This window comes from Arthrobacter jinronghuae, from assembly GCF_025244825.1.
GTDB classification, from domain to species: Bacteria; Actinomycetota; Actinomycetes; order Actinomycetales; family Micrococcaceae; genus Arthrobacter_B; species Arthrobacter_B jinronghuae.
Map to the genome: position 1 here is coordinate 1620892 of NZ_CP104263.1, position 25666 is coordinate 1646557.

Genomic DNA, 25666 nt, shown 5'->3' on the forward strand with positions numbered 1-25666 from the left:
CAACAAACCTGCCTTACAACGACGAAAGGCCCTCGACTATGGCTGAAGCGTTCATCATCGACGCCGTCCGCACTCCCGTCGGCAAGCGCAACGGGGGACTGAGCAAAATCCACCCCGCAGACCTGGCCGCGCACGTGATTGCCGAAACGGTCCGGCGCGCAGGGATCGACTCCGAAGAGTATGACGAGGTCATCCTCGGCGCCATTGACCAGGTGGGACCGCAGGCCATGGACATTGCCCGCACCTCCTGGCTGGCAGCGGGTCTGTCCGAACGCGTTCCCGGCACCACCGTGGAGCGCCAGTGCGGCTCCGGCCAGCAGGCCGTGTCCTACGCGGCGCAGGCCGTCATGAGCGGCACCAGCGATCTCGTGATTGCCGGCGGCGTGCAGAGCATGTCCTCCGTCCCGTTGTCCTTCGCCAACTCGGCGGCCAAGGAGCTGGGCTTCCCGAACCCGTTCGCCGGCTCGGTGGGATGGGAAAAGCGCTACGGGAACCAGCAGATCTCGCAGTTCATCGGCGCTGAAATGATGGTGAAGCAGTGGGGGCTGACCCGCGAGGAGATGGAGGACTTCGCCGTCGAATCCCATGTACGCGCCATCGCCGCGCAGGCCGAGGGACGCTTCGACCGGGAAATCCTGGCGATGAACGGAGTCACCGCGGACGAGGGGCCCCGTGACCCCGACCGCGCGAAGATTGCCACCCTGGCCCCGCTGGCCGAGGGCGGGCACCTCACCGCTGCCACCTCCTCCCAGATTTCCGACGCCGCCGCCGTCCTGCTGCTTGCCTCCGAGGATGCGGTGCGCCGGTACGGTCTGAAGCCGCGGGCCCGCATCCACTCCATCTCGGCCCGCGGGGATGATCCGGTCATGATGCTCAGCGCCCCCATCGAGGCGACCCGGCATGCACTGAAGCGCACCGGCATGAGCATCGAGGATATGGACCTGCTGGAAATCAACGAGGCCTTCGCCTCCGTGGTGCTCGCCTGGCAGCGTGAACTCGGCGTGGATATGGACAAGGTCAACGTGAACGGGGGCGGCATCGCCCTGGGCCACCCGATCGGGGCCACCGGAGCCCGGATCATGACCACCTTGCTGCATGAGCTTGAACGTACGGGCGGCCGCTACGGGCTGCAGACCATGTGCGAGGGCGGCGGCCAGGCGAACGTCACCATCATCGAGCGGCTGGACGAGGGCTTCCGGCTGTAGCGGCGGCGTCGGGCCCCATGTCCCCGGTCCCCGGACGCAACTGTCCGGGGACCGGCCCGTCAACCGACCCGGAAGCGCAGCGTCACCAACTCGAAAGGCCGCAGCGACAACTGAACCCCGCCGTCTCCGGCACGGCCCACGGCCAGAGAGTCCACCGGTCGCTCCAGCAGGTCCGTCGCCGCAACTGAGGAGTAGCCGAAACCGGCCGTGACCTGCGCCGTCGCCCGCCCGCCGAACGCCTCGTAGAGCCGGACGACGACGTCGCCGCTGCGGTCCTCCGCGAGCTTCACCGCCTCGATCACCACCGCGGGATTGTCTACTGCCAGCAGCGGGACGGTATCGGCGGCATCAACTCCGGATACCGTGCGCAGCGGCAGGTTCAGCCGGTATCCCTCCGACACTGCCTCGGGGATCCCCGCAGCCGGACGCAGCGAGAACCGGAACCGGTGAGGGCCCTGGTCCGTGCCCGGATCCGGGAACACCGGAGCGCGCAGCAGCGACAGCCGGACCGTGGTGCAGGTCCGCCCGTCCACCTCGTCCCGGATCGTATCGTGCCCGTAGGTCCGGTCATTGGCCACAGCGACGCCGAATCCGGGCTCCCCGACGTGGATCCAGCGGTGCGCCACAGTTTCAAAGCGCGCCGCGTCCCAGGAGGTGTTGGCATGGGTGGGGCGGTAGAGGTGGCCGAACTGGATTTCCGACGCCGCGCGGTCCGCGTGCACGTCCAGCGGAAAGGCGAGTTTGAGCAGCTTCTGCCGCTCGTGCCAATCCACATCGACGGTGAGGTCCACCGCCGTACCCTCCGGGCTGAGCGTAATGCGCTGCACCAAGGTGGAAGCGCCGAAAGACCGCTCGATGCTCAACACCCGGCCATCATCCTCCAGCTTTACGGCGTCGGGCTGCATCAGCTCGGTGCTGCTGAACCGGTAGTGTGCGTCCAGATCCCAGGCGTCCCATTGGTTGGGGACGTCGCGGAAGAGCTGGAAGTGGTTCCCGGGCCTGCCGGGAAGGAACACTTCCCGGCCGTCGGCAATCAGGGAGGTAAACAGTCCGGCGTCGTTCACGGTCAGCCGAAGGCGGGGTCCCGTCAGGTGCCAGCCGGAGTCGGTGCGTTCCCAGCTGCCGGAGCTTTCCGCAAAAGCCGACGCCGCTGCCGCACCTCCCGCGGGCACGCCCTGCTGCGGATACGGCCCCGCGTTCAGCACCGCCAAGGTGTCGCCGCTGCCCAACAGGGTCCCGGCGGCGTCCTCGATCACCGCCTCAAGTGTTGCCGCCACCCGGGCGTAGTTACGCTCGGCTTCCTGATGCACCCAGGCGATGGAGGTGCCGGGCAGGATGTCGTGGAACTGCTGGAGCAGGACCGTGTGCCAAGACTGTTCCAGCACGTCGTAGGGGTACGCGGCGCCGGTGCGCACCGTGGCAGTCGCTGCCCACAACTCGGCTTCCCGCAGGAGGTGCTCGCTGCGCCGGTTGCCCTTCTTGGTGTTGGCCTGGCTCGTGTAGGTGCCGCGGTGAAACTCCAGGTAGAGCTCCCCGGACCATACCGGAGGCACTGCCAGTTCCTCCTCGGCTGCGGCAAAAAACCGTTCCGGGCTGGAAAGCCGCACCCGCGGGGACCCTTCCAGGTCCGCGGTGCGCTCCGCCGCGGCGAGCATTTCCCGCGTGGGGCCGCCGCCGCCGTCGCCCCACCCGAACGGAACCAGGGACGTGTTCCCGAAGCCCTTCTCGGCGTACTGGCGCTGTGCACGGGCCAGTTCCTGGCCGGAGAGCTCGGAGTTGTAGGTGTCCACGGGCGGAAAGTGCGTGAACAGGCGGGTGCCGTCGATGCCCTCCCAGAGGAACGTGGAGTGCGGCATGGTGTTGGTTTCGTTCCAGGAGATTTTCTGCGTAAGGAACCACCGGGCGCCTGCGGCCCGGGCGATCTGCGGCAGCGCTGCGGAGTACCCGAATGAGTCGGGCAGCCAGACCACCTCGGGGTCCACCCCGAACTCCTCCCGGAAGAAGCGCTTTCCGGCCACGAACTGCCGCGCCAGCGCTTCACCGCCGGGCAGGTTCGTGTCCGATTCCACCCACATCCCGCCGGTGGGCACGAACTGTCCGCTGCGCACCTTTTTTGCGACCCGGTCAAACAGGTCCGGATAGTGGTCCCTCAGCCAGGCATACTGCTGGGCTGAGGAGGCAGTGAAAACGAACTCGGGTTCGTGATCCATCAGCTCCAGCACATTGGCGAAGGTCCGGGCAACCTTGCGGACGGTTTCCCGCACAGGCCACAGCCAGGCCGTATCGATATGTGCGTGTCCCACCGCGGAGATCCGGTGCGCGCTCGCATACGACGGGCTGGCCAGCACCGCGGCCAGCGCGGCCCGGCCGGCGCCGGCGGTGCCCGGGATGTCGGAGGGGTCAACCGCATCGACAGCGCGTTCCATGGCGCGCAGGATTTCGTACCGGCGGGGCAGGTCCATGGGCAGCTCATGCATTAGCCCGTTAAGGGTCCAGAAGTCCCTCGCCAGGTTCCAGGCCGGGACGTCCAGCAGGGCGAGGTCCGCGGCGCGGAACACATACAGTGGGGCGCTGCCCGACGTCGTCCGGTCGCCCATGGGAGTGGGTGCGTAAGTGAAGCCCGCGATCACGTTGGGATTGGACGCGGCCTCGACGTAGTAGGTGAAGGTTTCGCCCGGCCGGTGGGGGAGCGGAACATGCAGGTTCCGCGGTTCCACCGCTTTTACTATCGCTCCCTGCTCCGTGTAGACAAGCGCCTCGGCCTGGAAACCCGGGCCATCGCCGTTGAACCCCAGATCGATGACCAGTTCGGGCCGGACGTCGTCCGCTTCGGCCCAGCCATCGGGTACCGTTCCGCTGACCCGAAACCATGTGGTGTCCCACGGGGCGCCCCAGGCCTGGCCCGCATTGAAGGGGAGGAATTCCCGGCCTGCTGCTTCCCCGAAGGACACCGGTTCGCCCGGTTCCGTCCAGGCGGCAATGTCCAGCGGCCGCCGGTCACGCCACCGTGCAGGTTCGAGCCGTTCCCTCAGGAACCGGCTGATGCGGGCTTCAACAAGTTCGCGGTTTGCGTGCACCGGTCACCCTAACCTTTCATTGCCCCGCTGAGGGCAAACGAGCCGCCCAATGCGCGGGAAACGATGTACAGAACGATCACCGGAAGCGAATACAGGATGGAGAAGGCTGCCAGCTCGCCGTAGGCCACACCGCCGTACTCGTCGAAGAAGCGGAAGATGCTCACTGCCGCAGGCTGGCTGTCGGGTGAGAAAAGGAGGATGAACGGAACGAAGAAGTTTCCCCACGCCTCCAGGAACACGAAGATGAACACCACTGCCAGACCCGGCCGCATCAGCGGGAGCACCACGTAGAACAGCGCCTTCATGGAGGAAGCCCCGTCAATCCAGGCCGCCTCCTCGAGCGACACGGGCACGGAGTCCATGAAGTTCTTGGTCATCCAGATCGCGATCGGCAGGAAGGTGGCGCCCATAAAGAAGATGGTGCCGGCCAGCGAATCCAGCAGGTTCAGCTGCACGAACAGGCTGTACACCGGCACCATGATGGCGGTGATCGGCAGGCAGGTGCCAAAGAGGATGGTGTACATAAACGGGCGCTTGAAGCGCATCTGGTAGCGGGAAAGCGGGTAGGCGGCGAGCACTGCTGCCGTGACGGTGACCAAGGCGGAACCGACGGCGAGGATGAAGCTGTTCAGCAGGGGAATGAACGTCTGCTGCGCCGTCATGATGGCGGCGAAGTTCTCCAGGGTGAGTGTTGTCGGGACAGCCAGCTCGTAGGTGGCATCGGCGTTCACCGAGGCGGCCAGCAGCCAGCTGAGCGGCAGCAGGAAGCAGGCTGCAAGCAGCACCAGCACAATATTGGCGGTGCGGGCGCTGCGGGTTTTCCCGGCCCCGCGGGCGGGGGTGGCGGGCGCAGCGGTGGCGACGGCGGCCATGGACTAGTCCTTCCTTTCCCGCAGCATGCGGATATAGGCAATTGAAAACACCGCTCCGATAAGCAGCATCACAACGGCAATGGCGGTGCCGTAGCCGATGTCTCCGTATTGGAAGGCCTGCTCGTAAGCCATGATCGGCAGCGTTGTGCTGGCATTGAGCGGCCCGCCGCTGGTCACCACGTAGATGAGGGTGAACGTGCCCAGGGTCAGCAGGGTGATCAGCATCAGGTTGGTGGCGATGCTGCTCTTGATCATGGGCAGCGTGATGAACCGCAGCCGCTGTATTCCGCCGGCACCGTCGATGGTTGCTGATTCGGTGATCTCCGGCGGAACGTCGTTCAACGCGGCCTGGTAGTTCATCATCGAGAAGGCGGTGCCCCGCCAGATGTTCGCGAATACCAGGGCCAGCATGGGGTATTCGTAGAGCCAGTCCACTACGGGCAGCCCTGCCAGTCCGGTGAGCTGGTTCAGCATTCCGTCCCGGAAGAAGAACGCGTAGGCAATAAAAGCAGCGACAATTTCAGGCAGCACCCATGCGGCCACCACGCAGGTGCCCACAATCGCAGCCACCACGCGGTTGGCGCGCTGCATAACCAGGGCCAGCGCCAGTCCCAGGCAGTTCTGGCCAATGACGGCGGATCCGAGGACAAACAGGAACGTCAGCCACAGGGAGTGCGGAAACTGCGGATCGGTGAGCAGGGTGGCGTAGTTGTCCAGCCCGATCCATTCCGGGTTCCGGGCACTGGCGCCGGTGAGGCCCGCATCGGTGAAGGAACCGTAGAAGGCCCAGAGGATGGGTCCGCCGAGGAACACCAGCAGCAGCGCGACGGCGGGCAGCAGCGGCAGGAGGCGGACGGTCTGCCGCAGCCGCACGGTCGACGGCGGTGTCCGCGGCCGGGGAGCCTGCCCGACGGGCCGGTCCCGGTCCCGGCCCGCGGTTGTGCCGGCGGCCCGGGCGGGGGACGTGCTTGACAGGTCCGGACTACTTTTCAATGACGTTGTCTTCGCCGACGATCCGTTTCAGGGCCTCGTCATAGTCGGCTGCTGCCTCCTCCGGGCTCTTACCTCCGGCCACTACTTCCTGGGTGGCCGTGAGCACCGCGGTGTCGATTTCGGCGAAGTCTGCTGTTGCCGGGCGGTAGCGGCTCACTTCCAGCACCTCGGTGACCTCCCCGGCGAAGGGGTTCATGTCCTGGTATTCGGAAGTTTCAGCGACGTCGTTGCGCACGGCTATCTTCGAGGCGTCCACCGTGTAGGCCAGCGAGTTGTCGAAGTTCATGGCCATCTTCACGAAGTCCACGGCCAGCTCGGGGTTTTCGCTTCCGGCACCCACGGCGAGGGTCCAGCCGCCGGACATGCTCACGGCGCCGGGCTCCTGTCCGTTCTGGGTGGGGAACGGTGACGTCGCCATCACTTCGCCGTATTCCGGCCATTCATAATCCGCCCCTTCCTGCCAGAACTGCGGGGCGTAGGAGCCTTCGACGGTGGCGCCCATGCGGTCCTGCGGCAGCATGTCGCCCACAATCTCCTGCCAGATGTTCGGATCCAGCGCCTGGGCCGGAGTGACTGCCAGCCCTTCGTCGTAGATGGTCTTCAGGAAGTCCAATGAATCGATGAACCCTTGGGAGCCGACTACCCACTTCTGTTCGTCCTCGTCGTACAGGGCACCGTCTTCCGTGCCGTACAGCAGTTCGTAGAAGCTCTGCATGGTGCCTGCATACATGCTGAACGGCACCACGTCGGGGTTGGCCGCCTTGACTGTGCGGGCCATCTCCAGCAGGTCGTCCCAGTTTTCAGGCTGCCACGGCAGCTCGATACCGGCGGCACCAAGGACATTCCGGTTGTACCAAATGACCCGGGTGTCCGCTTCCAGCGGGACCGCGTAGATGCCGCCGTCGTCGCCCGTTCCGGCTTCCTTCGCGGTTTCGTTGAACGCGTCCCAGTCCTCCCAGTCGGCGAGGTACTCGTCCAGCGCGAGGACGTAGCCGGCGTCGACGTCGGCCCGCAGCTTGAACGAATCCTCCACGAAGACGTCCGGAGCGGTGTCGGGGGAGCGCTGTGAGAGAGCCAGCTTGGTCGCGTAATCGTCGTCGTTGCCCTCAATCGGGCTCAGTTCCACGGTGATGCCCTCATTGGCAGCCTCAAACTGCTCTTTGGTGTCTTCCATCAGGGATTCGAGGACCGGGTCAGCCTTCTTGTACGCAATCAGCAGGGTCTGGGAGTCCTCCCCGCTGGAATCGCCGGAGCAGCCGGTAAGGGCCAGGCCCACGACTGTCAATGCAATAAAGGTCTTCTTTATGCCGCGCATGGTTCTCCTTTGATCCATGACTTCCCCCAGCCGCTGACGGCCCTGTTGGTGGCGAGGCTAGTACATGGACGGGATTTAGGCCATGATCCCGACTGCGCGAACATCGAGTGGGATCTCCTCCGCTTGACACGTGACCCGGCTCACTTCAAACTAGAGCAGGTTTTCTAATACGCACCACTTGTTTCCTTAGAGTGCGTTTTCGAAGAATGTCTCACCCGCCCACGCTGTGCGCAGCCCGTTCTGAAAGGCTGGCCATGGATACCCCCACTCCGGCCCGGTCCCTGTCCGAAAACGATGTCCTCGAAGCCGCGGCACGCCTGGTCGGCGCGTTCTCCCGCACGGACACGGAGGAGTACTTCGCGGCGTTCGCTCCGGAGGCAACCTTTGTCTTCCACACGGAGCCGGCCAGACTGGAAAGCCGCGCCGAATACGAGGCACTCTGGGCGTTCTGGCTCACTGAAGGCTGGTCCGTCTCGGCGTGCGAGAGCACCGATGCACATGTGCAGGTGTACGGTCCCAGCGCCGTATTCAGCCACACAGTGCTGACAACGGCGGGTACGCCGGGGGCAACGGCGACGACCAGGGAACGGGAAACGATCGTCTTCGTCCGGTCCGGTGACCGGATCCTGGCTGTCCACGAGCATCTTTCCCCGGTGCCGGACCCCGGCTTCAGCCTTGAGCCGGCGGATGCGGGTGCCGCAGAAAGCGCCGACGCCGCCGTCACACCCGTCGTCGTTGTTGCCTAAGGGGAATCCGATGTCAGCAACCGCGCAGCCGTCCGCCTGGGCCCGTCTTTCCCACCGCCTCGACAAGGATGCCGAGGGCTACGGTCCGCTCCGCGGCACCCTCGGCGTCGGACGCATCGGCATGATCTGGCTGGCCGCCAACCTGGTGGTCACCACGCTGCTCACCGGCACCCTGTTTGTTCCGGGCGTCAGCTGGCCCATGGCACTGGGCATGATCGTCCTGGGCACCCTGATCGGGGGAGCCGTACTGGTACTGGTGGGCAACATGGGCACCCGCACCGGGCTGCCCACCATGTCCCTGACCAAGGGGTCGTTCGGACTGCGCGGCTCGTTCCTGCCCGTGGCCGCGAACGTGGTCATCCTGATGGGGTGGAGCTGGGTCCAGGCCATGCTTGCCGGAGTCACGGTGAACTTCCTGGTGGAACGCGCCACCGGTTTCTCCAGCCCCGTCCTCTTCTCCGTGCTCTGCCAGCTGCTGGTGGTGGCCCTGGCCATCTTCGGCCACAAGGGCATTGCCCGGGTGGAGCCGTGGCTGGCACTGGTGATCCTGGCCATCATGGCGTACGTCTTCACCGTCGCGTTCCGGGAATTCCCCGTGGCTGACTTCGCTGCCATTCCCCGGGACGCCGACGCCGGGATGTCCGCGATCTCGGTGCTCGACATCGTTATTGCCACGGCCATCTCCTGGACCGTCCTTTCCGCCGAGTTCAACCGGCTGGCGAAGTCCCAGACCGCCGGCGTGGCCGGCTCCGCCGTCGGCTACGTGGTTTCGACGGTTCTGGCCATGGCGCTGGGCGCCACCGCCATCGGCTATGTTGTGCTCGACGGCGGCGAGGCGGTGGGCTTCGACCCGGCCCTGATCGTGGGGATCTTCGGTGCACCGCTGGCCGTGGTGATTTTCCTGTCCGTGATGGCCACCAACACCATGGTGGTGTACGGCATGGTCTCCTCCGTGGTGAACATGGTGCCGTCCCGGCGGATCCGGTTCCTTCCCACGGCCGTCGTGCTGGGTGCCGTGTCCGTCCTCGGTTCCACCTGGCTGGGACTGCTGGACAGTTTCACGTCCTTCCTGACCGTAATCGGCTCCCTGTTCATTCCGGTGTTCGCGGTGATGATCGCGGACTATTACGTGGTGCAGAAACGCTCGTACAGCGCGGACATCCTGCTTGGCAGCGGGGGACGGTACTGGTTCCGGAGCGGCATCAACGCGGCGGCGCTGGTGGCCTGGCTGGTGGGCGCGGGTGCCTCCCTGCTGCTGACCTATGTGCTGCCCAGTCCGCTCGGGGCCACCATCCCCACCTTTGCCGTCACCTTTGTCCTCTACCTCGGCTGGTGTGCCGCGACCGGCCGCGTGGTTTCGGGCCGGCCGCGTTCCCTGCACCTGAGCGAACCTGCCCCGGTTCCCGGCGGAACAGCCTAGCGCTGTGCAGGCAATCGACCTCAGCCATCCGGTCCGCACCGGAATGCAGGTGTTCCCTGGCGACCCGTCCGTAGAGTTCCGCAGTGCCGCCACCGTGGCTGCGGACGGCTTCGCCGTGGCGCAGCTGCACCTGGGCAGCCACTCCGGAACACATCTGGATGCGCCGCTGCATACCGTGCAGGGCGGCGCGGCAGTGGACGCGATGCCGCTGGAGGCCCTGATGGGACCGGCGCGGATCGTTTCCCTGCCCGAGCCCTCCGTCAACACCGTCCTTGGCTGGCAAGACGTGAGCGGGCAACTGGAGAACCTGCTGCCCGGAACCATCGTGCTGTTTTCCACGGGCTGGTCCCGGCACTTCGATACGCCCGTCTACCTGGAGCACCCGACCTTCGATACCGAGATCGCCGAGCGTCTTGTGGCGGCCGGGGTGCGGCTGGTCGGCGTCGATATCCTCAACCCGGATCCGACGCCCGGACCGGCGGCACCCGGGCACGCGCAGGGCGAAACGTTCCTGCCGTTCCACGATGTTTTCCTGGGGTCCGGGGGCGGGATCGTCGAGAACCTGACAAACCTGGGCGCCGTGCCGTGGGCTGATCCGTGGTTCTCCGCGCTGCCGCTGCGGCTGGAGGGGCTGGACGGTTCACCCGTGCGCGCCGTGGCGTTTAGGCCCTGACCCGCTCCCGGTTCCGGCGGTCCGGCACCCTGCCGAGCAGCAACCCGATAGGCTGGGGCCCCGGGACACGCCTCCCCGACCAAAGCCCCACCTGGAGGAACCAATGAAGACTGTGCCCTTCGGCAGTACCGACCTTTTGGTGCCCAACGTCATTGCGGGAATGATGCGCATCGCCGGCGACACCGATGAGCAGATCCGTGCCCTGTATACGGCGTCCCGCGAGGCGGGGATCGACTTCTTCGACCACGCCGACCTGTACGGGTTCAACCACCCGGGCGGTGGCTACCACCTGTGCGAGCGCCGTTTCGCCGAGGCGCTGCAGCTGGCCTCCTCAGAGCGCGGGCAGATCAACCTGCAGACCAAGACGGGCATCGTCGACGACCCCTGGGGCTACGACCAGTCGTACGAACACATCGTCTCCTCGGCAGAGGAATCGCTGAAGGCGCTGCGCACCGACTACCTCGATGTGTTGCTGCTGCACCGGCCTGACGCCCTGGTCGAACCCGAGGAAGTCGCCCGTGCCTTCGACCACCTGGAGTCCAGCGGAAAGGTCCGCTCCTTCGGAGTCTCCAACCACACCCCGCGCCAGATCGACCTGCTGAAGACCGCGGTGCGGCAGCCGATCGTGGCTAACCAGATGCAGCTCTCGATCACGCACTCCACGATTATCGCCCAGGGCCTGTCATCGAACATGACCAGCCATGACGACTCGATCACCCGCGACGGCGGCGGCCTGGTCGACTATGCCCGGATCAACAAGATCACGCTGCAGGCCTGGTCGCCCTTCCAGAGAGGGTTCCAGGGCGGCGTCTTCTTCGGGTCGCCCGACTACCCGGAGTTGAATGCCGAACTCGACAGGCTCGCGGTGAAGTACGGGGTGACTCCTACCGCGATCGCGGTCGCCTGGATCGCCCGGCATCCGGCCGGGATGCAGGTGGTCCTCGGGACCACGACGCCGCAGCGCGTCACCGATGCCGCACAGGGATCGGACATTCCGCTGACCAGGGGCGAGTGGTACGGACTCCTGCAGGCAGCGGGCCACAACGTGCCCTGAGCGGGTCCTTGTCCCGCTCAGGGCCGCCCCGCCTCACATCAGCCCGGCTGCCCAGCGCAGCCGCAGGCTCTCCTCCAGTTCCTGCTCGGCGATCCGGCGTTCAATGGCCGCCAACTGTTCCTCCAGCCGGGGGATCCACCGGTTCTCCACCGCCCGCTGCCGCGTCCGGGTGGCAGCGAGTTCCTCCGACACCAGCAGCAGCGCCCGCTGCCCGGCCGCCGCAGCCACGGCCGCTTCCAAGGCTGCCCGGTGCGCCGACGCCGCGAAGGCAAGGGCGGAACTGCCGCCGGCCGGCGGCGACGCCGGGACCGTGCAGGATGCGGACTCGGGATACGAGATGCCCATCGCTCCGCCCCACTGCACGACGGCGACCGCGGGGTCCGGCGGCGAGGCCTCCAGCAGCCGGTCCGCACCATCCAGACCGGTACTGCGCTGCAGCCACACCGCAGCCGTCCGGGCGCTGGTTTCCCAGGCACGGGCCCCCGCATCAGCGCGTTCCTGCAGCCCGTCGATGGCGGCCTGCAGGATGCGCTGCTTCCGGTCCAGCAGCTCGGCCCCGCGCCGGGCCGTGGCGAGCCGCCGCTGCACCTCGGACCGCTCGGCGCGGCTGCCGCCGGACCGGAACCCGCTCATAACCGGTCTCCGCTCATGGCGTCGCGCCGCCCGCCCCGGGAAGGTACCGGTCCAGGAACTCGGCGGACAGCATGGTCAGTTCCCGCCGCGGCAGCAGGGACAGCGCCTGCCAGGCCAGATCCAGTGTCTGTTCCAGGGTGCGCAGCTCGTCCCGCCCCTGGTTGAGCAGCTCCTTCTCCACCACGGTGCGGAACTCGATGTAGGCCTTGTCGGTTTCGCTCAGCGCGGCCGCTCCCACCAGTTCGGCCAGTTCCGAGGCGGACCGGGCGCGGGCCATGGCGGACAGGATCTGCGCGGCGACGTCGAGGTGGTCCTCGCGGGTGCGTCCCCGCCCGGCGCCGCTGCGCATCAGCCGGGACAGCGAAGAGAGCACATCCACCGGGGGGTAGATGCCGCGGGCGTCGATGTCGCCGTCGAGCACCACCTGCCCCTCGGTAATGTAGCCGGTCAGGTCCGGCACCGGGTGGGTGATGTCCCCGGCGGGCATGGTCAGCACCGGGACAATGGTCACCGAGCCCTCCCGGCCGCGGACCCGTCCGCAGCGTTCGTACAGGGTGGCCAGGTCGCTGTAGAGATAACCCGGGTAGCCGCGCCGGGCGGGGATCTCCCGGCGGGCAGCGGACACTTCGCGTACTGCCTCGGCGTAGCTGGTCATATCCGACATCACCACCAGCACATCGGAACCGTCGTCGTAGGCCAGGGACTCGGCGATGGTCAGGGCGATGCGCGGGGTCAGGATGCGTTCAATCACCGGATCGTCGGCCGCGTTCAGCAGCAGGACCAGTTCACCGGCGGCGGAGCGTTCCTCCAGCCGGTCGCGGACATAGGCGATATCGGCATGGGTCATCCCCATGGCGGCGAACACCACCCGGAAGGCCCGCCCGGAGGACGCGGTCGCCTGCGCGGCGATCTGCGTGGCCAGGGTGAGGTGCGGCAGCCCGGGGATGGAGAAGATGGGCAGCTTCTGTCCGCGGACCAGAGTGGTGAGGGCATCCACCACGGAGATGCCGGTGATCACCGGGTCCTGCGGCGGCTCCCGGAAGACGGGGTTCAGCGGCCAGCCGCCCACCGGGGAAGTATCGTCCGCGGTGACCGGCGGGCCGCCGTCGAGCGGTTCCCCCCGCCCGTTGCATACCCGGCCGAGCCAGCCGGTGCCTACCGGGACCGCCAGCGGCCGGCCCTGGAACCGGACCTCCACTCCTCCCAGTGCAATACCCTCGGTGCCTTCGAGTACCTGCAGGGTGGTTTCGTCACCGTCAATCTCCAGCACCAGCCCGTGCCGCTGGGGACCGCCGTCGACGTCGACGGTCGCGAACTCGTCCCAGCCCACGCCCTCCGTGTCGCCGAGAACCAGCAGCGGTCCGCGCAGCTCACGCACATCACTGTGGCCCACCCGGGCCCGGTTGCCGCTAGCCATGGGCTTCTCCCGTCGATGGCTGGTCCAGTGTCTCGGTAAGCCGCCGCACGAAGGCCCGCCCGCGCTCCTGCACGCCGGCGGCATCTGTGGGCCCGGTGTCCTCACGCAGCCGCAGGATGGGGGAGAAGTCATAGCGGTCGACGTCGGCCGGCGGCACTCCGCGGGCCACCAGGGTCTGGCAGGTCTCCACCACGTCCAGCACCGCCTGCAGCAGGGCGGCACCCTTTTCCTCGGAGCTGTAGCCGTCATTGGGGCTGAGCGCGTTCTGCAGCAGCACCCCGTCGCGGATCAGCCGCCCGCCGAGGAGGACCATCTGTTCATGCCCGGGGAGGGAGGAAGCACCGATGATTTCCGCCAGGGCGGTCAGCCGGTCAGCTTCCGAGAGGAGTAGGGAAGCCTGCGCCCGGCGCTGCGCCCACTGCGGATCCCCATGGGCGGAGTACCAGCGGCCCAGTGACTCGGCATCCCGGGAGAAGGAGCCGCGCCAGCTGACGGCAGGGTAATGCCGGGAGTAGGCGAGGTCCCGGTCCAACAGCCACAGCGTGCGGACAAAGCGCTGGGTGCCGGTGGTCACCGGTTCGCTCATGTCCCCGCCGGGAGGGGAGACCGCCCCGATCACAGTGACCGACGCCGTCGCCCCGCCCAACGTGCGTACCCGCGCGGCCCGCTCATAGAACGCCGCGAGTTCGCTAGCAAGGGAGGCCGGATACCCTTCCTCGGCAGGGAGGTCGCCGTTGCGGTTGGCGAACTCGCGCAGCGCCTCGGCCCAGCGGGAGGTGGAATCGGCAATCACGACGGCGTCGTAGCCCATGTCCCGGAAGAACTCGGCCACGGTGACGCCGGTGGCGATGGATGCTTCCCGGGCCATCATGGGCATGTTGGAGGTATTGGCGATGATGACGGTCCGGTCAATCAGCTTCCCGCCGGTACGGGGATCGTCCAGCCCGGAAAGCCCGTCCAGCACGTCCGCCATCTCGTTGCCGCGCTCGCCGCAGCCCACATAGACAATCACATCCGCGTCCGACCACTTGGCAATCTGCTGCAGGGTGAGGGTCTTTCCGGTGCCGAAGCCCCCGGGTACCGCGGCTGCCGCGCCGCGGGGCACCGGGAAGAGCAGGTCCAGCACCCGCTGCCCGGTCTGCAGCGGAACCACATCGGTGATGCGCTCGCCGAAAGGCCGGGGGCTATGCACCGGCCAGCGCTGCGCCAGCGGCACCTCCACTCCGCCGATCCGGGCCACGGGATCCAACGGCCGGACCTTGCCTTCGGCCAGCCAGCTCACCTCCCCGGAGACCGACGGCGGCGCCAGCACCCGGAACTCGATCGTCCCCACTCCGGGCACGGTGCCCAATATCTGGCCGGCCTGCACCGTCTCGCCGACGGCTACCGACGGCGCGAACTCCCACCGGGTTTCCAGCACTGCCGGGTCTTCCGCGGAACTCTGCCGCTCCTGCGTCAGCCACAGGGGCGCCGAAGACAAGGGGCGCAGCAGCCCGTCGAAGACCGTGCCCAGCAGTCCCGGACCCAGCAGCCCGGCCAGCTGATGGCCGGTCCGTTCGGCACGGTCGCCGGCCTTCAACCCGCCGGTGTATTCATACGCCTGCAGGGTGGCTTCGTCGCCGTTGATGGCGATGGCCTGCGCGGCAATGCCGTCCGGGCCGATATTGACCACCTCCAGCATGGACAACCCAGGCAGTCCGCTGATTTCCACCAGCGGTCCGCTCACCCGGGTGATCCGGCCGTCGCCTGCTGATTCTGCCGGGTCCGGAGTCCTCACGCGTCGTCCCATAACCGCCGCACCTCCCCGGCGTGGTCCTCCAGTGCCTGATCGGCCAGGGTGGGCAGCGAGAGGTCCAGCCGCCGTGAGCCCGCCGTTCCGATCACGCCGCCCTTGTAGCTCTCGGTCACGGAAGCCATGGGTCCGAGAACGCGGTCCGCCTGCGCGGTCAGCCGCCGCAGGATCTGCGGGTAGCGCGGGTCCCTCCGGACTTCATGCACCTGCTCCTGCACCTGTTCGGCCAGCAGCGACCGCAGGTGTTCCTGTTCAGCCAGCACCGTCCGGCGTGCCTCCCGGCGGGCGCGTGCGGAGGAGGCAGCGGCGTCGGCCCTGGCGGCTTCGGCCCCCTCGCGCTGCGCGGTTCGGTGGATAGCGTCCGCCTCCGCCTGGGCCCGGCCGAGCAGATCCGCCGCCTGTTGCCTGGCCTCGGCGTCCAACCGGGCAGCTTCCGTTTCGGCGTTCCGACGCAGTGCCTGTCGCACCGGGTCCAGGGCTGCCTCCGCGCCCTGCGGCAGCCGGGTCATGAAGGCAGCACCACGGTGAGGGGCGACGCCGGATCCGCCAGTTCGACGCCCAGCTCCGCGGCGGCGTCGGGCGTGAGCAGGACAACGCACACCGAGTCCGGCAGGCCGGCCCAGACCGCCCGCACGTCCGCTGCTCCCGCGGCCGGGTAAAGCACGGCCCCTGCCAGCCGGTATCCCTCCAGCAGGGCCGGGTTGCCCACCGCCGCCACGGTTCCTTCCCGGCGGCTCATGCCTGGCCAATGAGGATGATGGAAATGATCAGCCCGTAAATCGCGATGCCTTCGGCAAGCCCAACCACCACCATGGCGCGGCCGAAGATTTCCGGCCGCTCACTCATCGCCGCCAGGGCAGCCGAGCCGGTGTAGGCCACGGCGATGGCTGCGCCGATGGAGGAACCGGCGACGGCGATCGCGGCGCCGATCAGGGCTGCACCGCTGCTGTCGCTGCCATCGGTCGCCGCAGCGACAGCGGTGGCGGCAGCTCCGCCGTCGCCGGCCGTGGCCGGGGCCGCGTTCAGGGCGGAGACCAGCAGGGCCAGCGCTCCGGCCATGAGGACGCCGTTCAACCCGAGCAGCGCGCGGACGCCCGCCCGCCGGCGGCGGCGCATCAGGGCCAGGGCACCCCCGGCCAGCAGGACGGTAAGGAACAGGGCCAGTGGAAGGACGGCAAACCAGGGATTCACGGCAGGTGCCTTTCAGCAGGGGCGGAGGCAGCGGAGGCAGCGGAGGCGGGGCCAAGATCGGGGGCCCAGGGGCGGAACGGGCGTCCCTCCTCTGTGAAGACGCGGGAGAAGAGCTCGTAGTACTCCAGCCGCAGGGCCTGGATGCCAGCGACGAGGCCTTCCAGGGCGAAGGTGAGCACATTGCCCAGCACGAACATCAGGACGGCGGGGATGATCCGCCAGCCCGGTTCCCAGATGGCCGTTGTAGCCTGCCAGACCACCATCATCAGGGCCGCGTGGGTAAGGCCGAACGCGGCCAGCCGGGTAAAGGACACCAGGTTGGAGGCCAGCTGCACCACGGTGTCCACCAGCTCCACGGTGGCCTGGAGCCCGCCGGTGGGTCCGCCGCCGGATTCCACGAACAGGCCGATGAAGATGAACACCAAAGCGATCAGTGCGGCGGTTCCGGCGGCCACCAGGATCACCGCGCTGCCGGCCAGCAGCCCCCACGCCACCAGCCCGATCGCCGCGAACAGCAGCGCGCCGGCCAGCCCCGAGCGGGCGTAGAGGGCATACCCCCAGCCGCCCTCGCGGACCCGGTTGATGGTGCCCAGTGCGTAGGACCCGGCCAGCAGGACGGCGCCCAGCACCAGGGCGGCGACGATCAGTGGGATGGGTTCTTCGAGTGGTTCCAGCCACAGCACCGGCAGCACATGGGTGGGGCCGAAGAACTCCCCGTAGAGGAACCCGAAAAACACCGCAGCGGCACCCGCGCCGGTAATGAACAGCCACGTCCTGCGGTAGCGGTCCAGCCAGGGCACGCGAAGGAACCGGACCAGCAGCCCGGCAATCACCAGCAACGCCCCCTGTCCGGCATCGCCGAACATCATCCCGAACATCACCACGTAGGCCACCGCGGCTATCCGTGCAGGGTCCAGATCCGCATAGGGAACGGTGGTGTACGTGTCCACGAGCAGCCGTGACAGACGGGGCCGGCGTCGTTCCTCGCCGGTCAGCTGGGTGGGCGGCTGCACGCCGTGCGGCCGGCGCAGGGGAACCGCCGAAGCGCCGTGCGGTTCCAGGGCCTTCCGGAGTTCCGGCAGCTGCCGTGTGGGGGACCAGCCAACCAGCGCGGCCACGGGACCGTGCACGACGGCGGCGTCCGCGGCGCGGTCCAGCTCGTCGGGTCCGTCACCGGGTTCGTAGGGTAGATCCAGTTCGACGGCGGCGCTGTCCGCCACCTCGGTCAGCACTGGCCGGCGGCCCTCGAGCGGCCAGACCAGGGCAATGCGTTCCATCCGTACCGGACTGAGGGTTTCACGCCACGGCATCGAGCACCTCGCTTCTTCCGGTGCCGGCAGCCGCGGCGGCCAGTGCAGCCCGGACCCGCCAGGCATCGGCAGCGAGGACCGCCATGGCGCCGACAATGACGTCCGGGCCGGGCAGCCCGGCGCGCAGCAGGCCGAAACCGTCCGCTTCCACCTGCGCGGCGAGACGGGCCTCCGCCCGCCACAGGTCCTGCGGCTCCTGGACCTCGGCCAGGACCTGTCCGGCGGCCGGACTCAATGACGCGGTCAACTCCGGCAGCGACGCAGCTTCGGTCCAGCCGGTGCCGATCAATGGACGGAGCAGGGATACCAGCCGGTCCGTGGTGCCGGTTCCGGTCACCAGCAGCAGGCGGGCGGCCAGCAGCACGGCACCGGCAACAGCCCACGGGCGTGTTGCAGGGGCGGCCGAGGCCAGCCGGCGCAGCCAGACGGCGGTGAGCATGTCCGGCAGTGCCGGTGCGGGTCCGGGGTCGCCCCAGGGCGACGCGGCCAGCATCACCTGAAGGCTTTCGGGGGAGTCGGCCGTACGCAGCCGGGGCCAGGCCGTGGCCAGTCCGCCCAGATCGTACTCAGAGGCCGAATCGGAGCCTGGCTCCGGCTCCAACCCGGAATTCCGCTGCAGCGCGGCGGCGAGGGCAACGACATTGTCCGCCTCGAACCGTGCGGCGGCTGCCCGGACCAGCTGCGTGTCCTGGCCGGCCAGCAGCCAACCCGCCAGGACACGCAGCTGCCAGAGCACGGTTCGCCGGGTGGCCTGCTGGGAGGATCCAAGTGTCCGGGCGCCGGACAACTGATTGGCATAGACCGATCCCTCCAAGGCTTCAACGGCGGCCGGCAGGTCCGGCAGCGCGGAGAGTTCCCGGCAGGCGCCGGCGCCTACCCTCCGCTGCGCCATGGACCGGGCCCGCACGCTGGCTGCCACCCAATCCGCCCTCATTGGCCGGTATCCGTTCCGCGGCCCAGCAGGTCCTGCACCAGGTCCGCCACTATGGCGGAGGCAAGTTCCGGAACCCGTGATTCACCTTGGCTCCGGAGTCTCCGGGCCTCGTCCCGTGCTTCGTCGAGCAGGCGTTCATTTTCGCGTTCAGCGTCGGCGGAGACCCGCGCTGCGGCGTCGGCCCGCACGGCCGCACTGTCCATCCGGGCCTGCTCTACCAGGGCAGCGGCCTGGCGCCGGGCAGCGGCGACGGTCTGCTGTGCCTGGTCTCCGGCGGTTCGGGTCTGCCCGCTGCCCTTCTCGATCGTTGGGTCAAGTGCTTCGAAGACGGGGATAAGTTCGGCGGCTGTTCCTTCATCGTCAGCGGCCGGGACGCCGGCCGGGCCGGCCGGTCCAGGCGCGCCGACGGGTCGGAAACGGTCCAGCAGGCTGTTGCGTGCCATGCGGCACCTCCCTGAGCGGAGGAGTGGTTGCGGGTTGCTGCGGGCTAGTCTCCGGTGGCTTCGGCCTCCGAGGCTTCGCCGTGGCGGACTATGTCGCCCTCAGTGAAGAGGATGCCGTAGGCGATTTCCCGCCAGAGGGGAGTGCGGCGAAGCAGGAATTCAAGTTCCATGCTGAAGTGCTTGAACTCCTCACCGAGCGAATCGAGCATGATGGCCCGGGAATCGGCATCGGGCTCCACGGCCATCCGCTGCACATACCAGCCAATGGCTTCGGCTTCTTCGGCCAGGCTGGCGCACATACGCGCAAAGGTCCGCGTTTCTGCGGGAAGTTCGGAAGGCGGCTCATGGTACTGGTCTGTGCCCATTTGCATCTCCTGAGGACCGGTGGCTCCGCAGCGTCCAGCCGGCTGCGAAACGTTCCCCCGTTCATCGACGTTACGTGGGGCACGGTGGGGAAACAATGGTTCCGGCCGGGCGGAGCGGCCGAGGCGGAAGGAACGAAAGGTCAGTGGGCCAGCCGGGCGTAGGCGGAGGCAAAGTGCAGCAGCGGGTCCGCCTCGTCGTCGGCGCCGGCCCGGCGGCCCATGGCCACCACCTCGCCCACGATCAGCTGGTGGGTGGCCGCCGTCGTCACCTGCGTGGTGCGGACCTCGAACCAGGCGATGGAATCCTCGATGACCGCGGCACCGGTTTCCGGTGCGCGGCCGTAGTTCACTTGGTTCAGCAGCCCTTCGACCGGCGAGCCGGGACTGGCAAGCCAGTTGGCAGTGCCGCGCAGCCGCGCCGGCAGCAGGCTTAGGGCCCAGCTGCCGGCGTCGATCACTGCTTCGGCAATGCGTGCCTCGGCGTACAGGCTCACCAGGAGGGTGGGCGGATCGTAGGAGACGGAGAGGAACCCGCTGACGGTCGCCGCGTAATCCCGTCCGCGCAGTCGCGTTGACACCACGCCGACGCCGGACGCGATGTCCGCGCTCAGCTCCCGGTACCGGTCAATGACCTCGTCCGGAATGTCCGCCCCGGCAACCGTTTCCCCGGGAAAAACTCCGTGCTCCATGGGTTCCTACTCCGCTGGGTTCGCGGACGCGTCCTGCGGGACCAGCTTCACGGAGATCGAGTTGATGCAGAACCGCTGGTCGGTGGGCGTGTCGAAACCTTCGCCTTCGAACAGGTGTCCCATGTGGGAATCGCAGTTGGCGCAGCGCACTTCAATCCGGTCCATGCCCATGCTGCGGTCATGCAGGTAGCGGACCTTGCCCTCGGCCAGCGGGGCGAAGAAGGACGGCCAGCCGCAGTGCGAATCGAATTTCTCACTGCTGGTGAACAGATCGCTCCCGCAGGCACGGCACTGGTAAACGCCGGCGGTCTTGGTGTCCCAGTACTCGCCGGTGTACGGCCGTTCGGTGCCGGCCTTGCGCAGCACGGCGTACTCCTGCGGAGTGAGTTCCTCGCGCCACTGCTCGTCGGTTTTCTGGACCGGGACGGTTCCGGTGTTCTCTTCGGTAGTCATGTCAGCGTCAACGCTTAAGAGTCACCAATAAATCCCGAGCCGCTGTACAGGTGCAGCACGGGAACGCCGAGCCGGTCCTGCGCCTCGTTGGCCCAGTCCGTACGGAAAGTGTCTTCGACGGCGTGCGGCCGGGTAATCACGACCACCTGGTCCGCGTGCGTGCGCTTGGCGGTTTCGACGACGGCGGCCACCGGGTCTTCACCCGTGACCGTGCCGGTGGCCTCCAGGCCGGCTGCCTGCAGCTCTTCCAGGGAATCGGCGAGCGAAGTGACCGCTTCCTTCACCTCGTCGGCCTTGGACGGGCGGCCGCCGGTCAGGTTCCGGAAGGCCTCCGCGAAATCCAGCAGGCTGAGGTTGTCCAGCACGTCCACCAGCAGGTTCCGGCCCGGATCGGCGGGCACCAGCACGTCAAAGCGGACGGGGGCATCGCCCACCAAGGACCGCAGGTTCTCTATGTCGCGGCTACCCAGCGATTCTTCCGTCAGCACCACAATTGTCGAAGTCATGCGCACCAGCCTAGTACGCCCGTCCCTCCCGCCCCACCGGGGGCTACCGGCCTGCCGTTACACGGTCCCGGCGCGCATCCGGTAAAAATGTTCTATGGCTATCTCCGTTCCTTCCGATGCATCCTCCGGCACCACCCCGGTTCTCTCGGTTCCGTGGGTCCGTTGGACGGCGTTCGGCGCCGGCGTCGGTGCTGCGGCTTCCACCGCCGTCGTAGCGGCCGCCTCCGGCCTCGGCATCTACTTCGCGCGCCAGGTGGTCACCCCGGCCCGCACGCGGGACGCGAACCTGGAGATCCTGGCGGTCACGGACAGCGAACACGGTCGGCAGGTCATCCTGCCGGCAAACCTGGACACCACGGTCGAAGGCACGTACAGCCTGTACTTCGACAACGGCGACGGGCATGCCCGGATCGGGGCCATCCGTTCCTACGTGCCGCGTGAGGGCACGGTGCAGCGGGATGTGGAAGAGGTGTACAGCGGCGATCTGAGCAAGGCACGGCGTGGCTGGTGGAGCGGTTCCGTCTATCCCTCGCCGGCCGCCGTCGGGCTGCCCGAGGAGGAAGTCGAGATCCCGGTCGAAAACGGAACGGCACCGGCCTGGCTGGTGCGTACCCCCGGTGCCGATACCTGGGCCATCATGGTCCACGGCCGCGGCGCGCGCCGGACCGAATGCCTTCGCGCGCTGCGTACCGCCCGAGAAGCCGGGCTCACCAGCCTGGTGATTTCCTACCGGAACGACGGCGAGGCCCCCTACGCCTCCGACGGCCGGTACGGGCTGGGTCTGACCGAGTGGCAGGATGTGGAGGCGGCCATCCGCTACGCCCTGGACCACGGAGCCAGCGACGTGGTGCTGTTTGGCTGGTCCATGGGCGGGGCGATCAGCCTGCAGGCTGCGGACCGCTCGCCGCTGCGCCGGTACATCCGTGCCATGGTGCTGGACGGGCCGGTGATCAACTGGGTGGACGTGCTGGCCCACCATGCCCGGGTGAACCGGATTCCGGCGCAGGCCGGCCGGCTGGGCCAGTGGCTGATCTCCAACGCTGCCGGACGCGCGCTCACCGGACTGGCGGCTCCGCTGGACCTCAAGAGCATGGACTGGGTGACGCGTGCGGAGGAAATCCGGATCCCTACCCTGATCCTGCACAGCAAGGACGACGACTTCGTGCCGTACGGGCCGTCTGCGGAACTGGCGGAGAAAAACCCGGATGTCATCACCTTCGAACCCTTCACCAAGGCCCGGCACACCAAGGAATACAACGTGGATCCCGAGCGGTGGGAGCGCGTGGTCCTGGGCTGGCTTAACGACGCCCTGGGCCGCACCCGGCATCCTTCCGAGCACCGTCTCGACGCGGAGTAGCGGGTACTTCGGCGGTGCCGACAGTTTTCCTCCGTTTTGGGTAAAACCCTGCGGTTTGTGACAATCCCCGCGCGGCGCGGCGCAGGGAAATGCACAAACTGCAGGGAAATGCACAAACTGCAGGGAAATCAGGCCGGGCGTCGGACCGGACCCAGGACAAGCGCCGGCACCGAGTAGGTTAGATGCGCACTGACACATTTATGGGGGAATAAAAAATGCAGGACCAACAGGGGACCGCTCCACTGGACGACTTTTTCCCGGCCTGGAACCAAGGCGCCCATCCTGAGCTGTACGAGGTGGAGAACCGGGCCTTTGACCGAGAAGGGACGGTCTGGGACGCACTTGCCCGCCTTGCGCCCTGGGCCGGACGGACTCTCCTCGATCTCGGCTGCGGAACCGGCTTCTGGCTTCCGCGCTACGCCGAACTCGCAAAGTCGGTCATCGGCGTCGAACCCGATCCGGAGCTGCTCGCGGCCGCCCGGTCCAGGCCCGGCGGAGCCGAGGTCCTGCATGGCTCGGCTGAGCACATCCCGCTGCCGGACGCCTCGGTGGATGTTGTCCATGCCCGGTTCGCGTACTTCTTTCCTTCGCCACAGAACGACTGCACGGCGGGGCTGGAGGAAGTCCTGCGGGTCCTGCGTCCGGGCGGATCGCTGGTCGTCATCGACAACGACCAGCACGACGGCGACTTTGCCGCCCTGCTTGAGGCGGCCAACGCATCGGCGCATCAGGGCGAGGGCAAGTACATCAAAGACTGGTGGGCGCAGCAGGGTGCCACCACATCCCTGGTCATGAGCAGCTGGACCTTTGATAGTCCTCAGGACCTGGTTGACGTGGTCAGCATGGAGTTCCCCAACGGGACCGCCGATGAATGGCTAGCCCAGGAACCGCAGCGCGTCCGGCTCAGCTACGGCTACGCGCTGCACCACCTTTCCAAAGGAGAGCGGAACCGCCGCTAAGCAGGCGCCGCGGCGATGGGGGCCGTGATGGCGTGGGTGAGCCGGATCAGATCAAAGGGTGAAAGTCCGATCTGCAGGCCCCGCCGGCCGCCCGATACATACACCGTGTCCAGCAGTTCCACTCGGGAATCGATTCCTGCGGGGGAAGAGTGCTTCTGGCCCAGCGGCGAAATGCCGCCCACCATGTAGCCGGTCCGCCGCTCCGCGTCCCGGCGGTCGGCCATCGCGGCCTTGCGCGCACCCATCAGCGCGGCGAACTTCTTCAGGTCCAGGTTCAGGGCCACCGGAACCATGGCCACGGCGAGGTGCCCGCCCAGGTCCACCATCAGCGTCTTGTAGACAGCTTCGGGCGGCACGCCCAGCTTCTCCGCGGCTTCCATCCCGTACGACGGCGCGCCGGCGTCGTGCTCATAGTGACGCACCGTGTACGTAACCCCGGCGTCGTCCAGTACCTTGGTGGCCGGCGTCGCGCCCTTCCCCGAATGCTTGTCCCGGTGTCCTGACATGGCTGCGCCTCCTGTGCTTCTGCGGCCGCCCTAGTTACATCTAAGCCCGGCCGGTTACGGGCTACGCCGGCTGCTGTGCCAGTTTCTCGTGCTGGGCGAGCCGACGCTTGATGCGTCCCAGCATGGCGGACATTCCCCGCATGCGCAGCGGGGTGATGGCCCGGGTGAGTCCCAGACGGTCAGGAACATCGGCCGGGACAGCCAGGATGTCGGCGGCCGGAAGACCGTTCAGGCCTTCGTAGAGCACGCTGGCGAACCCGCGGGTGGTGGGAGCCTCCGGCGGTGCCTTGAAGAACAGCGAAACTCGATGCTCGGGGGAGTCATCCACATCCAGGCTGAGGAACACCGGCGACTGGCATTCCACCACCTGTTCCAGCAGCTCGGGGCGGTCGGCTATTTCGGTCGGCAGTTCGGGCAGGCTGCGGGAGAACTCCAGCAGCAGTTCCAGCCGGTCGGATTCCTCCATCGCCTGGAAGTCGTCGATGATCTCGGCCAGGGAGTCCGGGACGGCGTTTTCGGGTGTGGCAGTCATGGGTAAATCTCTCTTACTTGGGGCTTCAGCTGGGGGCGTTGCCGGGTTCTTCACCACGGGCAATCGGGACGCGCACGGCGTTGCCCCATTCGGTCCAGGACCCGTCGTAGTTACGAACGGACTCGAAGCCGAGCAGGTGCTTCAGCACAAACCAGGTATGGCTGGAACGTTCGCCGATGCGGCAGTAGGCCACGACGTCGTCGCCTTCCTTCAGCCCGGCGTCGTCCTTGTAGAGCGCCTCGAGTTCCTCGCGTGCGCGGAAGGTTCCGTCTTCGGCTGCGGCCTTGCTCCACGGGACGGACTTTGCGGTGGGGATGTGCCCGCCCTTCATGGCGCCCTCGTCCATGTAGTCGGGCATGTGGGTGCGTTCGCCCGTGTATTCGGCGGGGGAGCGGACGTCGATCAGCGGTCCCTTGCCCAGGTGTCCGACGACGTCGGGCAGGAACGCGCGGATCTTCTCGTCGTCGCGCTCCACCACGGGGTATTCGGTGGGGTCCACGGAAACCTTGTCCGTGGTCACCGGCCGGCCTTCTGCAATCCACTTGTCGCGGCCGCCGTCGAGCAGCCGAACGTCCTCGTGGCCGAAGAGGGTGAAAACCCACAGGGCGTAGGCCGCCCACCAGTTGCTCTTGTCGCCGTAGATCACCACGGTGGAGTCCCGGGTGATGCCCTTGCGGGCCATCAGCTGGGCGAAGGCCTTGCCGTCTACGAAGTCCCGCGTATCGGAATCGTTGAGGTCGGTGTGCCAGTCGATTTTCCGGGCACCGGGGATGTGTCCCGTTTCGTACAGCAGGATGTCCTCGTTCGATTCAAGGACCACCAGCTTCTCAGCCTCCAGGTTCTCTGCCAGCCACTGTGTGGAGACCAGGCGTTCCGGATGGGCATAGGCGGAGAACTTGGGGCTGCTGTCAGCTGCGATCGACATACGCGAAACTTCTTTCCTCGGCAATTGGGCTTCTATCTAGCCTAACGACGACGGGGGCCGAAAACTTCCATGGGCTGAACCTGGGAGGGTGAAGCCATCCGGCACGCTGTCCCACGGTTTGGGGTTGGGGATGCCTGCTGAGGCCCCACCGGCCCCGGGAGTACCACTCGGTGGGATGCTGTGCTGGGAGGGTGAAGCCATCCGGGACGCTGTCCCACGGTTTGGGGTTGGGGATGCCTGCTGAGGCCCCACCGGCCCCAGCACCACCCGGTGGGATGCTGTGCTGCCGCCGTGGGCGG

The 25666-nt window shown here is 67.6% G+C and carries 27 protein-coding genes; 7 read left to right on the top strand and 20 right to left on the bottom strand.

Features of this window, described 5'->3' with window-relative positions; translation table 11 throughout:
* Nucleotides 1–38 precede the first annotated feature (38 nt).
* Complete coding sequence (locus N2K98_RS07465) at nt 39–1205, top strand: acetyl-CoA C-acetyltransferase (protein WP_255865375.1); 1167 nt, start codon at nt 39–41, stop codon at nt 1203–1205.
* 59 nt (nt 1206–1264) lie between these two features.
* Here N2K98_RS07465 and N2K98_RS07470 read toward each other — a convergent pair whose 3' ends face one another.
* The 4 genes from N2K98_RS07470 to N2K98_RS07485 form a co-directional block, all read right to left on the bottom strand.
* Nucleotides 1265–4282, bottom strand: coding sequence for an alpha-mannosidase (locus N2K98_RS07470; RefSeq protein WP_255865376.1), 3018 nt, complete (start codon nt 4280–4282; stop codon nt 1265–1267).
* Between the two features lie 8 nt (nt 4283–4290).
* Nucleotides 4291–5154 (bottom strand): carbohydrate ABC transporter permease, encoded by an 864-nt coding sequence (locus N2K98_RS07475; RefSeq protein WP_255865377.1) that lies wholly within the window; start codon nt 5152–5154, stop codon nt 4291–4293.
* A 3-nt stretch (nt 5155–5157) separates the two neighbouring features.
* The gene (locus N2K98_RS07480; protein ID WP_255798171.1) at nt 5158–6027 is read right to left on the bottom strand and encodes a carbohydrate ABC transporter permease; all 870 of its coding nucleotides are present in this window, start codon (nt 6025–6027) and stop codon (nt 5158–5160) included.
* A 109-nt stretch (nt 6028–6136) separates the two neighbouring features.
* The gene (locus N2K98_RS07485) at nt 6137–7462 is read right to left on the bottom strand and encodes an extracellular solute-binding protein (protein WP_255865378.1); all 1326 of its coding nucleotides are present in this window, start codon (nt 7460–7462) and stop codon (nt 6137–6139) included.
* Nucleotides 7463–7716: 254 nt separating this feature from the next.
* On the opposite strand from N2K98_RS07485, the gene N2K98_RS07490 reads away from it, so the two are divergent.
* The 4 genes from N2K98_RS07490 to N2K98_RS07505 all read left to right on the top strand — a co-directional run bounded on the left by N2K98_RS07490 (nt 7717) and on the right by N2K98_RS07505 (nt 11355).
* Nucleotides 7717–8208 carry a YybH family protein gene (locus N2K98_RS07490; protein ID WP_255865379.1) on the top strand — a complete coding sequence of 164 codons (492 nt, stop codon included), beginning with the start codon at nt 7717–7719 and terminating at the stop codon, nt 8206–8208.
* Between the two features lie 10 nt (nt 8209–8218).
* Complete coding sequence (locus N2K98_RS07495) at nt 8219–9628, top strand: purine-cytosine permease family protein (RefSeq protein ID WP_255865380.1); 1410 nt, start codon at nt 8219–8221, stop codon at nt 9626–9628.
* A 4-nt stretch (nt 9629–9632) separates the two neighbouring features.
* Complete coding sequence (locus N2K98_RS07500) at nt 9633–10301, top strand: cyclase family protein (RefSeq protein ID WP_255865381.1); 669 nt, start codon at nt 9633–9635, stop codon at nt 10299–10301.
* A 103-nt stretch (nt 10302–10404) separates the two neighbouring features.
* A complete protein-coding gene (locus N2K98_RS07505; RefSeq protein ID WP_255865382.1) occupies nt 10405–11355 on the top strand; it encodes an aldo/keto reductase in 951 nt (316 codons plus the stop codon).
* 33 nt (nt 11356–11388) lie between these two features.
* Here the strand turns inward: N2K98_RS07505 and N2K98_RS07510 are convergent, their stop codons facing one another.
* From N2K98_RS07510 to N2K98_RS07570, 13 genes are all read right to left on the bottom strand, one after another.
* Nucleotides 11389–11988 (bottom strand): V-type ATP synthase subunit D, encoded by a 600-nt coding sequence (locus N2K98_RS07510; RefSeq protein WP_255865383.1) that lies wholly within the window; start codon nt 11986–11988, stop codon nt 11389–11391.
* A 13-nt stretch (nt 11989–12001) separates the two neighbouring features.
* The gene (locus N2K98_RS07515) at nt 12002–13405 is read right to left on the bottom strand and encodes a V-type ATP synthase subunit B (protein WP_255865384.1); all 1404 of its coding nucleotides are present in this window, start codon (nt 13403–13405) and stop codon (nt 12002–12004) included.
* Complete coding sequence (locus N2K98_RS07520) at nt 13398–15194, bottom strand: V-type ATP synthase subunit A (RefSeq protein WP_257794427.1); 1797 nt, start codon at nt 15192–15194, stop codon at nt 13398–13400. Before N2K98_RS07520 ends, N2K98_RS07515 begins: the two co-directional genes overlap by 8 nt.
* Nucleotides 15179–15706, bottom strand: a complete 528-nt coding sequence (locus N2K98_RS07525; RefSeq protein WP_255797977.1) for a V-type ATP synthase subunit E family protein — start codon at nt 15704–15706, stop codon at nt 15179–15181. The genes N2K98_RS07520 and N2K98_RS07525 overlap by 16 nt, the downstream gene beginning before the upstream one ends.
* Nucleotides 15703–15936: a hypothetical protein gene (locus tag N2K98_RS07530; RefSeq protein ID WP_255865386.1), complete on the bottom strand. Its 234-nt coding sequence runs from the start codon at nt 15934–15936 to the stop codon at nt 15703–15705. Before N2K98_RS07530 ends, N2K98_RS07525 begins: the two co-directional genes overlap by 4 nt.
* Entirely contained in the window at nt 15933–16388 is a 456-nt protein-coding gene (locus tag N2K98_RS07535; RefSeq protein WP_227933319.1) for an ATP synthase subunit C, read from the bottom strand. The genes N2K98_RS07530 and N2K98_RS07535 overlap by 4 nt, the downstream gene beginning before the upstream one ends.
* Entirely contained in the window at nt 16385–17698 is a 1314-nt protein-coding gene (locus N2K98_RS07540) for a V-type ATPase 116kDa subunit family protein (protein ID WP_255865387.1), read from the bottom strand. The genes N2K98_RS07535 and N2K98_RS07540 overlap by 4 nt, the downstream gene beginning before the upstream one ends.
* The gene (locus N2K98_RS07545; protein WP_260554144.1) at nt 17685–18617 is read right to left on the bottom strand and encodes a hypothetical protein; all 933 of its coding nucleotides are present in this window, start codon (nt 18615–18617) and stop codon (nt 17685–17687) included. The genes N2K98_RS07540 and N2K98_RS07545 overlap by 14 nt, the downstream gene beginning before the upstream one ends.
* 11 nt (nt 18618–18628) lie before the next feature.
* Nucleotides 18629–19075: a hypothetical protein gene (locus N2K98_RS07550; RefSeq protein WP_255865389.1), complete on the bottom strand. Its 447-nt coding sequence runs from the start codon at nt 19073–19075 to the stop codon at nt 18629–18631.
* 44 nt (nt 19076–19119) lie between these two features.
* Nucleotides 19120–19440 carry a ferritin family protein gene (locus tag N2K98_RS07555; protein WP_255865390.1) on the bottom strand — a complete coding sequence of 107 codons (321 nt, stop codon included), beginning with the start codon at nt 19438–19440 and terminating at the stop codon, nt 19120–19122.
* Between the two features lie 140 nt (nt 19441–19580).
* Entirely contained in the window at nt 19581–20129 is a 549-nt protein-coding gene (locus tag N2K98_RS07560; protein ID WP_255865391.1) for a flavin reductase family protein, read from the bottom strand.
* Nucleotides 20130–20135: 6 nt separating this feature from the next.
* The gene (gene msrB, locus N2K98_RS07565) at nt 20136–20582 is read right to left on the bottom strand and encodes a peptide-methionine (R)-S-oxide reductase MsrB (RefSeq protein WP_255865392.1); all 447 of its coding nucleotides are present in this window, start codon (nt 20580–20582) and stop codon (nt 20136–20138) included.
* A 14-nt stretch (nt 20583–20596) separates the two neighbouring features.
* A complete protein-coding gene (locus N2K98_RS07570) occupies nt 20597–21088 on the bottom strand; it encodes a hypothetical protein (protein ID WP_255797968.1) in 492 nt (163 codons plus the stop codon).
* 94 nt (nt 21089–21182) lie between these two features.
* Between N2K98_RS07570 and N2K98_RS07575 the strand changes: the two genes are divergently transcribed.
* Nucleotides 21183–22445 (top strand): alpha/beta hydrolase family protein, encoded by a 1263-nt coding sequence (locus tag N2K98_RS07575; protein WP_255865393.1) that lies wholly within the window; start codon nt 21183–21185, stop codon nt 22443–22445.
* Nucleotides 22446–22660: 215 nt separating this feature from the next.
* On the top strand, nt 22661–23404 hold the full coding sequence (locus N2K98_RS07580; protein ID WP_255865394.1) for a class I SAM-dependent methyltransferase: 744 nt from the start codon (nt 22661–22663) through the stop codon (nt 23402–23404).
* On the opposite strand, the gene ybaK is transcribed toward N2K98_RS07580, so the two are convergent.
* The 3 genes from ybaK to N2K98_RS07595 form a co-directional block, all read right to left on the bottom strand.
* Complete coding sequence (gene ybaK / locus N2K98_RS07585; protein ID WP_255865395.1) at nt 23401–23910, bottom strand: Cys-tRNA(Pro) deacylase; 510 nt, start codon at nt 23908–23910, stop codon at nt 23401–23403. The two genes, N2K98_RS07580 and ybaK, sit on opposite strands and share 4 nt — an antisense overlap.
* A gap of 61 nt (nt 23911–23971) precedes the next feature.
* Nucleotides 23972–24442, bottom strand: coding sequence for a SufE family protein (locus N2K98_RS07590; protein WP_255865396.1), 471 nt, complete (start codon nt 24440–24442; stop codon nt 23972–23974).
* 25 nt (nt 24443–24467) lie between these two features.
* Nucleotides 24468–25367, bottom strand: a complete 900-nt coding sequence (locus N2K98_RS07595; protein ID WP_255797962.1) for a sulfurtransferase — start codon at nt 25365–25367, stop codon at nt 24468–24470.
* Nucleotides 25368–25666 lie beyond the last annotated feature (299 nt).

Excerpts from the sequence above, each read along its gene's own strand:
- N2K98_RS07465 (WP_255865375.1), top strand. The coding sequence starts at position 39 with ATGGCTGAAGCGTTCATCATCGACGCCGTCCGCACTCCCGTCGGCAAG.
- N2K98_RS07475 (WP_255865377.1), bottom strand. The coding sequence starts at position 5,154 with ATGGCCGCCGTCGCCACCGCTGCGCCCGCCACCCCCGCCCGCGGGGCC.
- N2K98_RS07485 (WP_255865378.1), bottom strand. The coding sequence starts at position 7,462 with ATGCGCGGCATAAAGAAGACCTTTATTGCATTGACAGTCGTGGGCCTG.
- N2K98_RS07490 (WP_255865379.1), top strand. The coding sequence starts at position 7,717 with ATGGATACCCCCACTCCGGCCCGGTCCCTGTCCGAAAACGATGTCCTC.
- N2K98_RS07495 (WP_255865380.1), top strand. The coding sequence starts at position 8,219 with ATGTCAGCAACCGCGCAGCCGTCCGCCTGGGCCCGTCTTTCCCACCGC.
- N2K98_RS07505 (WP_255865382.1), top strand. The coding sequence starts at position 10,405 with ATGAAGACTGTGCCCTTCGGCAGTACCGACCTTTTGGTGCCCAACGTC.
- N2K98_RS07510 (WP_255865383.1), bottom strand. The coding sequence starts at position 11,988 with ATGAGCGGGTTCCGGTCCGGCGGCAGCCGCGCCGAGCGGTCCGAGGTG.
- N2K98_RS07515 (WP_255865384.1), bottom strand. The coding sequence starts at position 13,405 with ATGGCTAGCGGCAACCGGGCCCGGGTGGGCCACAGTGATGTGCGTGAG.
- N2K98_RS07520 (WP_257794427.1), bottom strand. The coding sequence starts at position 15,194 with ATGGGACGACGCGTGAGGACTCCGGACCCGGCAGAATCAGCAGGCGAC.
- N2K98_RS07525 (WP_255797977.1), bottom strand. The coding sequence starts at position 15,706 with ATGACCCGGCTGCCGCAGGGCGCGGAGGCAGCCCTGGACCCGGTGCGA.
- N2K98_RS07530 (WP_255865386.1), bottom strand. The coding sequence starts at position 15,936 with ATGAGCCGCCGGGAAGGAACCGTGGCGGCGGTGGGCAACCCGGCCCTG.
- N2K98_RS07540 (WP_255865387.1), bottom strand. The coding sequence starts at position 17,698 with ATGCCGTGGCGTGAAACCCTCAGTCCGGTACGGATGGAACGCATTGCC.
- N2K98_RS07550 (WP_255865389.1), bottom strand. The coding sequence starts at position 19,075 with ATGGCACGCAACAGCCTGCTGGACCGTTTCCGACCCGTCGGCGCGCCT.
- N2K98_RS07555 (WP_255865390.1), bottom strand. The coding sequence starts at position 19,440 with ATGGGCACAGACCAGTACCATGAGCCGCCTTCCGAACTTCCCGCAGAA.
- N2K98_RS07560 (WP_255865391.1), bottom strand. The coding sequence starts at position 20,129 with ATGGAGCACGGAGTTTTTCCCGGGGAAACGGTTGCCGGGGCGGACATT.
- msrB (WP_255865392.1), bottom strand. The coding sequence starts at position 20,582 with ATGACTACCGAAGAGAACACCGGAACCGTCCCGGTCCAGAAAACCGAC.
- N2K98_RS07570 (WP_255797968.1), bottom strand. The coding sequence starts at position 21,088 with ATGACTTCGACAATTGTGGTGCTGACGGAAGAATCGCTGGGTAGCCGC.
- N2K98_RS07575 (WP_255865393.1), top strand. The coding sequence starts at position 21,183 with ATGGCTATCTCCGTTCCTTCCGATGCATCCTCCGGCACCACCCCGGTT.
- N2K98_RS07580 (WP_255865394.1), top strand. The coding sequence starts at position 22,661 with ATGCAGGACCAACAGGGGACCGCTCCACTGGACGACTTTTTCCCGGCC.
- ybaK (WP_255865395.1), bottom strand. The coding sequence starts at position 23,910 with ATGTCAGGACACCGGGACAAGCATTCGGGGAAGGGCGCGACGCCGGCC.
- N2K98_RS07590 (WP_255865396.1), bottom strand. The coding sequence starts at position 24,442 with ATGACTGCCACACCCGAAAACGCCGTCCCGGACTCCCTGGCCGAGATC.
- N2K98_RS07595 (WP_255797962.1), bottom strand. The coding sequence starts at position 25,367 with ATGTCGATCGCAGCTGACAGCAGCCCCAAGTTCTCCGCCTATGCCCAT.